This is a genomic window from Pseudoalteromonas luteoviolacea S2607 (assembly GCF_001625575.1).
In the GTDB taxonomy this organism is placed as follows: domain Bacteria; phylum Pseudomonadota; class Gammaproteobacteria; order Enterobacterales; family Alteromonadaceae; genus Pseudoalteromonas; species Pseudoalteromonas luteoviolacea_E.
Map to the genome: position 1 here is coordinate 162,898 of NZ_AUXV01000004.1, position 9,778 is coordinate 172,675.

The following is a 9,778-nucleotide window of genomic DNA, read 5'->3' on the forward strand; positions in this document are numbered from 1 at the left end:
ATTTTTAAACTAAGCACAAAGAGTAGCAATAAATGGAAATAGTCACGCAAGAGTTAATGCACTCGCTGGTAGGTGAAGAAGTCGATGTATTCTCGTTACAAAATGAGCAGCAAGTTGGCAAATTGGCGATCAGTAAGGTGGAAAATGGCAGGATTGATACTGACGAATTTTCTTCTTTCAGTATTTGCTTAAGGGGTGACCCACATAACCAGCTGCCTCAAGACACTTACCTCTTTAAACATGACGCGTTTGGAGAATATTCAATGTTTATGAGTATTTATGACTGTGACAAATACCAAATCATTATTTCTCGTAAGCGTAATCAAGAAGTGGACTAATCCCAAGTCAAAAGTAAGGAGTGGTTTTTATGGTTAATCCGTATTTGGGCATGATGCAGATGATTGCCTTTAACTTTCCACCAGTACACTGGGCTGCCTGCAATGGTGCGCTCATCCCTGTGAATGATAACCCAGCACTATTTTCACTACTTGGAGACACTTTTGGTGGTGACGCACGAACGAACTTTGGCCTGCCCGATATGCGTGGCCGAGCGCCTGTTTATCAGGGGAAATATGGCATAGTTCAGCAAGGTCAAAAGAGCGGCTTTGAAGAAGTAACATTGACGAATGCGCAAACGGGCCACAATCACGACTTCCAAGTTGACTCTCTAGAGGGGGATAGTTTTTTACCATTCAGTAATGCTAATCCAACCGCGAGATATACAATTTCAACTGCTAACACGCAGTTTCCTACCGGGGTTAAGAAGTTCTATGCGCAAAATTCAGGCGGCCTAGATACCTTGTCATCTCAAAGTATAGGTACAGTCGGAAGCAATGCGCCGCATACCAATATACAGCCAACGACGGTTATTGGCTTCGTCATCGCACTTAACGGCGCGTATCCGCCGAGAAATTAACCCAGGAGCATAGTATGAGTGATGCATATTTAGGCGAAATTCGCATGTTTGCGGGCGTATATTCTCCGTACCACTGGTCTTATTGCGCAGGTCAGCTTCAGGCGATAACAGACAATCAATCTTTATTTAGTTTATTAGGTTCGAATTATGGCGGCGATGGGCGCTCCACTTATGGTCTTCCTGACATGCGGGGGCGGATCCCAGTTGGCGATGGCCAGGGGCCTGGGCTGACAAATCGGGTCTTAGGGCAACGTTTTGGTGTCGAGCAAGTGGTGTTATCAACCTCTCAATTGCCTGCACATAGCCACACTGTGCAGGTAACTAGCGCTACTTCAGAATTACAAGCGCCTGTAGATGGGCAGTCTTATGTAGGAAGTGAATTACACTTTTTACCTGATTCGACGGCAGGTTTAGAAACAAATCCATTTAGCAGCCGCGCGATTGCCACAACAGGGGGCGATGAAGCACATGAAAATAGAATGCCGATGCTGTATCTCGGTTTCATTATTTGTATGAACGGACTATATCCGTCTCGCAACTAAAAGGAGTATTACAATGGATCCATTTATTGGTCAGGTTGATATGTTGCCTTACACCTTCGCTCCGGTTGGTTATACATTTTGTGATGGGCAGTTCGTTGATATCTCGCAAAATCAAGCACTCTTTGCTGTGATTGGGACGACGTACGGAGGCAATGGTCAGACGAATATGCAAATGCCTGACTTACAAGGCAGAAGCCCAACAATGTTTGGCACAGGGCCGGGGTTATCTCCGGGGGACTTAGGCAATAGGGTGGGTTTACCAGATGTGGTGCTCATGGAAAGCGAGCTACCTTCTCATACGCATGAACTTTACGCAGGTAAAACAATTAAGGATGGTCTTGTTGACAGGTCTAATGGCACGGGGCTTTTATCTGCCGCTAGAGCTACGACTGGCGGTGTAGCACGCGTCTATAGCTCGGATGACTTAGGTGGTTCTAATATCACATTAAACCCTCAAGCGGTTCTAAGCAATGGGCAAAATCAGGCTCATGAAAATAGACAACCATACTTAGCTGTACAATTTTGTATTTGCATGGATGGTATCTTTCCACCAAGAAGCTAGATGGGCAGACAGGCAGTGAAACTCATTTATTGTCTAATAATGCTTTTATGTTTTGGAGTTATCGCTTCAGATAACTCCAAGCAACCTCTTTTGACTTTTCAAAACTTTCAGCAGCGTATTGAGTTATACAGCTCACAACACGATGATGTGTTTAACAGCAATGTTGGGTTGCAATTTTATTTAAATCAAAAAATTGTCGTGCAAATTAATAAGCAATATAAAGAGCAACTGGATAACGTTGAGGGAGTCATTAAGACTCAGGTATTGGCTGAACTTGATGAGGACATTGTCGTTCAGGTAACCCCCTCTATTGATACTTTTATACAAACCTACAATCGAGTCGAACGTTTACCTTATATTGGCACTGTTCAGCCTGATTTCGCATTAGTGCGAATGACTCAGCAGCCCGTAAAAAATACTCAACGAAAGGTTAGCAATATGCACCTTGAGTGGTTGAAGGGCTACCAATGCTCAGCACCTGTAAGGCCCAAGCGCATTGCGATTATTGATGACGGCTTTGATTTGTCTAAACCATGGCTGTCTGCTTTTGATGTGATGCTTGAATATGATGCAGACAACCAGCGCATAATTCCCAATAAACAAAAAGCGAGAGCGGGCCATGGAAACGTGGTTGCGGGAGTCATTGCAACTCAATTGCAATCCAAGCTGGAAAATAACGCAGCAAGCATTGCGCAGCTAGTTGCTATTCATCAATCCAGCACATTGAACTCCGCCATGATACTGGCATTCAGTGTTTCGCAAAAAATGCAGGTCGACGTCATTAATAGTAGCTGGACGTTACCGTTTGTTTCTCAAATCTTGCGAAACGTTATTCATTATGGATTGCACTACAGCGGTATTTCGTATGTCGTCGTATCCGCAGGTAATCATGCTCAAGATGCCTGTGTCGGTAATAAGCTTTCTGAAATAGAAGGTGTGACAACCGTTGGCGCGTTGTCAGAGGATGGCTCGCTCGCCCCATTTTCTAATTATGGCGCGTGTGTTGACCTATACGCACCAGCAGCATTTTTACTAAAAAATCGCAATGTAAACATAGCCGTAAGTGGCACTTCTTCTGCCGCTGCGATGGTGACTGGAGAAATTTCGTACTTGTTAGGTTGTGGCCTTTCGAGCAGTGAGATTGGGCTAAAAAATAAAAATTAAAACAAGCTTGTTTGATGGTCGAACGGACAGAGTAGGCCGTTCACTAAGGAGTATAGACATGCAAGGGTATAAGGAACAAGGCTACGGAAGCACGCGTGACGAAGCTGATTTCGTCAATATTAATTTTGCGAGCGAGTATAGTGAGAACTTCCCCAAAATTCTCAAGGCTCTTGGTATTTCTTTGGCTGTGTCTAGTTACCAGTCACATGCCGTGATGCTATTGAGAAGTAAGGAAAATAAACTTAGTTGTAGCGTTAAAAAGTTTGTTCGGCCTATGGGCCTAAGTGTCAGTGAAGACCGGTTTTTGGTAAGTACGGTCAACCGAGTTGTTAACTTCAAAGCCAGCAGTATGTCTCGCTGTAGTGTAGTCAGTGGTCAATTAGATGACCTTGATTCGTTGGCCAGTAAGCTGCGTGATGAACAGCGTGATACTGCGACATTTAAAACGCTCAGAGCTGAGCAGATAAATGCAATTAAGCAGTGCGATGTGCTGTTCACTGAGCGGTCATCTCTGACAACTGGCACCCTAAACACCCACGATATAGCTTGGGGTGATGAAGGCTTATGGGTTGTTAACTCGAGCTTTTCTTGCCTTGCTACTCTGTCTGCCGACAGCGGCTTCACCGCCCGTTGGAAGCCTCACTTTATCAGCGAGCTAGCGCCCGAAGATAGATGCCACTTAAATGGCATGGCGATGCAAAGCGGAAAGCCCAAGTATGTCACCACATTTAACGCTTTAGACCATCAGGACTCGTGGCGAACTGAGCTCAGTGGCACTTTGATGGATGTAGAAAAAAATGAGATTTTACTCAGTGATTTGTCTATGCCGCATTCTCCGAGGTGCCATGAAGGGGCGGTTTATCTATGTAATTCTGGAGCGGGGGAAGTACTTCGCTTTGACCCTATTACACAAGAAAAGAGTATCGTTTGTACCCTACCAGGCTTTACCCGCGGACTAACATTTTTTGGTGATCTCATGCTAGTGGCAACTAGCCATGTAAGGGCTACCAAAGCTGTGAGCGATATACCGCTCACCAAGTCACATACTGAGCGCGATACCGTATGCGGTATATGGATTATCAATAAACACGACGGCAAGATTCTATCCAAATTGCACTTTAATGGAGATGTAAGTCAACTCTATGACCTGTGCATTATTCCAAACTCTACCTATCCCGAAATGATCAGTGGTGATGACGCTATTTCTGCGCATTTGTATGAATATACGAAGGAGGTACGGTAATGAAAAAGCTTGATATGACCACGTCAATTTTGGGTGTGATGATCCCTTCTCTAGTTGTGGCCAATACTTCCCCCAATATTACTGATAGCTACTTTACATCATCTCATGAAGTTCCAACCTTAGATTCTATTAAAATCAGTGATGTTGAGTACTTTCAGCAAACGACCACGAACGCGCAAAGAAAAGTGCAGGCATTCGATATTAATCCCAACAATAAGACGCCCGCCGTGGAGGATGCGGCAAAATCAGCCACGATGGCATTTTTAGCGAAACAAGGGCTGCTCGATAGTGAAGGGATTGACTCCACACTGGTCAATGGGGAAGTAAGCATTGCTAAAGAGCTCGCCGCCTCTTGCCAGGTCACGTTCGGTTGCACCACAGCTTATGGTAGCCAAGCAAGTTGTGAGGCGGGACCTGGTCCTGGAGTTTGGTTTCCAGATACCGATGATTGTACTGCGGCTGCCCCCGACCCTGACATCAATTTGAAAGGCAATGGTCAATCGATTACTTCTGGGACCACGGCTTTAAGCGCGAGTAACCACACGGATTTTGGTTCGCATCAAACTGGTGGCAGTAACTTTACTCGCACGTTCACTATCGAAAATGTGATAGCTGCATCCACATTGACTTTAAGCGGCTCTCCACTTGTAAGTATCTCGGCTTCTGGTGATTTTTCCATTTCGAGCCAACCTGGCTCTAGTTCTCTTAATGGTGTGACAAGCACAACCTTTGTTGTTCAGCTTGACCCAACAACCGTCGGTTCCCCCAACGCCACAGTTACCATTACCAGTAATGACCCAAATGAGGGCACCTATACTTTTAAAGTGGGTGCGACAGTAACGGCTGCTAATACGGCGCCTGTAGTGGATTTAGACTCTGCGGCTGGCGGCAATAATAGGTCGTCCGCTTTTTCTGAAGGGAGTGGTGGAGTTGGTATTACCAATAGTGCCAGCGTGACCGATGCAGAATCGGATACAATAAAAACGATTACCGTATCACTGACTAATGATCAGGATGGCGCGTCTGAAGGCTTGAATGTAACCGGTGCAGCACAAAATGCTTTGAATGGTGTGAGTGGTAAATCAGATATTACTTTGCAAGACACGATTTCGATTACGGGTGCAACTGCAACTTTGGCACAAGTGCAAACGTTTTTAGATGCAATCACATTTAACAATACCTCTTCGACGCCGAATACGACAGCAAGAACTGTGACTGTGGTTGTCAACGATGGTACAGACAACAGCGTTTCGCGCACATCAACGGTGAGTGTTAGCAATGTCACATCGACGACTTCTTCTGGTGCACCGTTTAATACCACAACTGGCGCAAATTTGAATCCAGCTATTTTATTTACCAGTGAGAATGAATCGCTGACAATTGCGCAAACTTCACATGCCACAGGCTCTACAGCAGATGGTGGTGGCGGAACGGATACGCTTAGTGTGTCTGATGGGGTGGATATCAGTGGGCTTACATCACTGACTAACTTTGAAACACTGGATGCGGCAAACAATGGCAACCTGACTCTGACAGAATCTCAACATGAGTCTTTTACGACTATAAATGGAGTCAATACAAATCAGTTTACGATATCTAGTGCCAATGGTAATAGCGAATTAACCGCTGATGCTGACATTGAAACTTATATTTTGAATGCGGCGATGACGTTGACATTGGGAAGCGCATCGCAAAACGTAACCGGTAGTAGCGCCAATGATGTGATTAATGCCGCGGCTTTAACTGTAACGGGCACACTGAATGCGGGAGGTGGTAGCGGAGATACATTGCGTTTGTCAAACGGGGCAAATATCGCCGGGGCGACAGTGTCAAATATTGAAATACTGGAACTGAGTTCAGGTGCGTCAGTCACTATGACCGAAGCCCAGCACGATAGTTTCAGCTCATTTACGGCAGCAGGTACGGATACAATCACGATATCTGCCGCAACAGATGGTTTAACGGGTATTTCAGCGATTGAGTCGTATATATTGTCCGTCGCCAATTCAATTACTTTGGGTGCCGCTGGCCAAAATATTACCGGCAGTACAAACAATGACACGGTTAATATTGGAACTTTAACTGCAACGGGCACACTTGCTGGCGGTACCGGTACAGATACGTTATCAGTAGGAAACAGCGGGAGTATCGCAGGTGCAACGGTATCTGGGTTTGAAAATTTAACCCTATCAAGTGGTGCTTCGGCAACAATTGGTGCATCTCAATTATCGCAATTTTCTGGCACCGTTACGGCAGCTGGAACTGAGACAATTTCTGTCAGTGGTGATGGTAATATTTCAACGGTTTCCGGAATAGAAAACTATGTGATTGGTGATGATTCATCCAATACAAGAAGTGTGACCGTTGCTGCTGCGGACCACTCAGTGACAGCAAATAGCACAAGTGACACAATCACTTTTGATATTGGCACATTAACCTATACAGGCACGCTTACCGGAGACAACACTAACGCCGATACGTTAAGTATGTCGAATGGCGCAAACATTAGCGGTGCGACAATCTCCAATGTGACTAACCTTTCGCTAGTAAGCGGTGCATCGGTGACCATGACTGCCAGTCAGCATGGTAATTTCAGTGGCTCTGTCACAGCTGGTGGGACAGAAACCATTATAATCAGTGGTGATGGAGACATAACCACACTTTCCAGTATTGAAAATTACACAATTGGTGATGACTCTTCAAACACCAGAACAGTTACAGTCGGTGCGACAACGAGTGTCACCGCGACTTCTGCAACTGACGCTGTTACTTTCAATATTGGGAGTCAAAGTTTTACAGGTAGCTTAACCGGTGAGGCCACGGTAGCAGATATCGTATCTGCAAGTAATGGTGCGGATACATCCGGCGGGAGTTTTACCAATGTGGGAACTCTGTCTTTAGCAAGTGGCGCAACAGTGACCATCGATGCTCAGAATATCAGTGATTTTTCTACAGCTATTAATGGTGCTGCGGGCAGTGAAACTTTAAATCTTGTTGGTGGTGGCACCTTTAACTTTAGTTCTACCAGTGTATCGAGCGTAGAAAATATTTCACTGGGTTCAAATAGCGTTACCTCATTGACCATTACCGATAACTTCTCTTCAAATGGGGGGAGTGTAACTATCAGTAATTCATCTGGTTCTGCAATCAACGCCGGTGTCACTATTAATGCATCGGCCCTTGCTGGTGATAGTTTGGTGATTTCAGCCACTGACCTGACAGGTAACGATACGCTTACTGGCGGGAATAGCGCCGACACATTGCGACCAGGCGCAGGTACTGACTCGATGACTGGTAACAGTGGCAATGACACATTTATTGGTAGTACGTCGGACTTAAACGGAGACACGATCACCGACCTTGCTGTCGGCGATGTGATCACAGTCACAGGTGTGACAGGTTTAACGATCAACAATGTCCGTTTTAATGGCAATAGCACATTACAAGTCGATACCGATGCAACTGACTTTGCAAGTATTGAGATTGCGTTGACGCTTTCTAATGCCCCTGGCGCAAGTCTAGACTTTACGGTTGCTGACAGTGGAGCAAATACAGAAATTACATTGATTGCAGCAAATGATGTCCCTGTTTTTAGCTCACTTAATGGACTGTCCACTTTCACAGAGAATGGCTCAGCAGTTGCGATTGATAGCGATGCTACTGTCGCTGATACAGAGCTCGATGCACTTAATGGCGGCGTAGGCAACTATAACGGAGCCTCGTTAACGATAGCTAGAAATGGCGGTGCGAATGCACAGGATGTATTTGCTAATTTAAATTTATTGGGCACCCTAACACAGGGCAGTACATTTACTTATAATGGTACCAATGTAGGTACGGTGACGACAAATTCTGCGGGTACGTTGGTACTGACATTTAATGCCAGTGCAACTTCTGCAATTGTTGATGGTGTAATTCAGTCCATCTCTTACGTAAATAACTCAGAGAGTCCTCTATCGAGTGTCACACTTAACTATACTTTTAACGATGGTACGGCGAATAGTTCGGGTACCAATCAGGCAGTAGTGACGATTAATGCTCAAAACGATGCACCTACAGATATCGCTCTGTCATCTACCACAATAAATCAATCTGCAACCGCTGCAGCTACAAACGTCGGCAGTCTTTCTACTACAGATGTAGACGGAGGCGATAGCCATACTTATACTCTTGTCACAAGTGGCAGTAGCGCAAGTGGTACTTGTTCCGCGAACTCGGGCAACAGTAGTTTCCAAATCAGCAGCTCCAACTTGCAAACACAAGCAGCGCTTAGTGCTGGTAGCTATATTGTGTGTATTCAAAGCAATGATGGAACGACGACATTTCAAAAGTCATTCACAGTAACGGTATCGGATGACGTTGCACCAAATGCACCTTCGACACCAGATCTAACCTCTGGCTCAGATACTGGCGCTTCAAGTACGGATAATAATACCTCTGATACTACACCAACGTTTAGCGGAACCGCTGAGTCAGGTAGCACAGTTCGACTCTACAGTGATCAAAGTGGCTCAACAGTACTTGGCAGTGCAACAGCGACAGGCGGCAACTGGCAAATAACAACGAGTGCATTAGCCGCGACAACACATGCTATCACCGCAAAAGCGACCGACGCTAGTAATAATGAGAGCAGTGCTTCTAGTGCACTAAGCGTGATCATAGACACCACAGCCCCAAACGCACCAAGTGCTCCCGATCTCTCTTCTAGTAGCGACTCGGGTAGCTCAACGATAGATAATATAACCAACGATACAACGCCGACGATCACCGGTACGGGCACTACCGGGGACACCATTAACTTGTCATCCAATTTAGATGGTAGCATTGGGAGCACCACCGTTTCTGGTGGCTCCTGGAGTATTACGTCCTCTACTTTACAGGCTGGCAACCATACTGTATCGGCACAATCGGTTGATAATGCGGGCAATGCTACGAGCGCTGCAAGCAACTTATCACTCACTGTTGATACTCAGGCACCAAGCGGCCACAGCGTCTCGTTTGGCGATACCTTGTATTCAAACGCTGAAAAGGGGGCGACGTCCTTTACCTTTAGTAGCGCAGAAGTGGGGGCAACCTACAGCTATACCATTTCGAGCAGCAATGGTGGGACCAATGTCACAGGCAACGGCACGGTGACGTCGGCTAGCCAACAGCTCTCCAATCTAGATCTCAGTGCCCTGAATGATGGCACTTTGACACTATCTGTGATTTTAACGGATACCGCAGGCAATGCCGCGACGGCGGTCACCACCAATAGCACGTTAGATACTGCAGCGCCCAGTGGGCACAGCGTGGCCTTAAACGACACCAGTTATAACAGCACAGAGACAGGCGGTGTGAACTTTAGCTTT

Annotated in this window: 7 protein-coding genes; all 7 read left to right on the forward strand. The window is 45.8% G+C overall.

Annotation, left to right across the window (positions count from 1 at the left end; translation table 11 throughout):
* Positions 1-32: 32 nt before the first annotated feature.
* Positions 33-338: a DUF6916 family protein gene (locus N480_RS04700; RefSeq protein ID WP_063371381.1), complete on the forward strand. Its 306-nt coding sequence runs from the start codon at positions 33-35 to the stop codon at positions 336-338.
* A 29-nt stretch (positions 339-367) separates the two neighbouring features.
* Positions 368-916 (forward strand): phage tail protein, encoded by a 549-nt coding sequence (locus N480_RS04705; protein ID WP_063371382.1) that lies wholly within the window; start codon positions 368-370, stop codon positions 914-916.
* Positions 917-930: 14 nt separating this feature from the next.
* Complete coding sequence (locus tag N480_RS04710) at positions 931-1,458, forward strand: phage tail protein (RefSeq protein WP_063371383.1); 528 nt, start codon at positions 931-933, stop codon at positions 1,456-1,458.
* 13 nt (positions 1,459-1,471) lie between these two features.
* Complete coding sequence (locus tag N480_RS04715; RefSeq protein ID WP_063371384.1) at positions 1,472-2,020, forward strand: phage tail protein; 549 nt, start codon at positions 1,472-1,474, stop codon at positions 2,018-2,020.
* 90 nt (positions 2,021-2,110) lie between these two features.
* On the forward strand, positions 2,111-3,184 hold the full coding sequence (locus tag N480_RS04720; RefSeq protein WP_196761452.1) for a S8 family peptidase: 1,074 nt from the start codon (positions 2,111-2,113) through the stop codon (positions 3,182-3,184).
* Positions 3,185-3,242: 58 nt separating this feature from the next.
* Entirely contained in the window at positions 3,243-4,427 is a 1,185-nt protein-coding gene (locus N480_RS04725) for a TIGR03032 family protein (RefSeq protein ID WP_081231746.1), read from the forward strand.
* The coding region (locus N480_RS04730) for a beta strand repeat-containing protein (protein WP_231102225.1) at positions 4,427-9,778 on the forward strand (5,352 nt) is incomplete at its 3' end. The genes N480_RS04725 and N480_RS04730, both read left to right, overlap by 1 nt.

Coding starts and splice junctions, on each gene's coding strand:
- N480_RS04700 (WP_063371381.1), top strand. CDS start 33: ATGGAAATAGTCACGCAAGAGTTAATGCACTCGCTGGTAGGTGAAGAA.
- N480_RS04705 (WP_063371382.1), top strand. CDS start 368: ATGGTTAATCCGTATTTGGGCATGATGCAGATGATTGCCTTTAACTTT.
- N480_RS04710 (WP_063371383.1), top strand. CDS start 931: ATGAGTGATGCATATTTAGGCGAAATTCGCATGTTTGCGGGCGTATAT.
- N480_RS04715 (WP_063371384.1), top strand. CDS start 1,472: ATGGATCCATTTATTGGTCAGGTTGATATGTTGCCTTACACCTTCGCT.
- N480_RS04725 (WP_081231746.1), top strand. CDS start 3,243: ATGCAAGGGTATAAGGAACAAGGCTACGGAAGCACGCGTGACGAAGCT.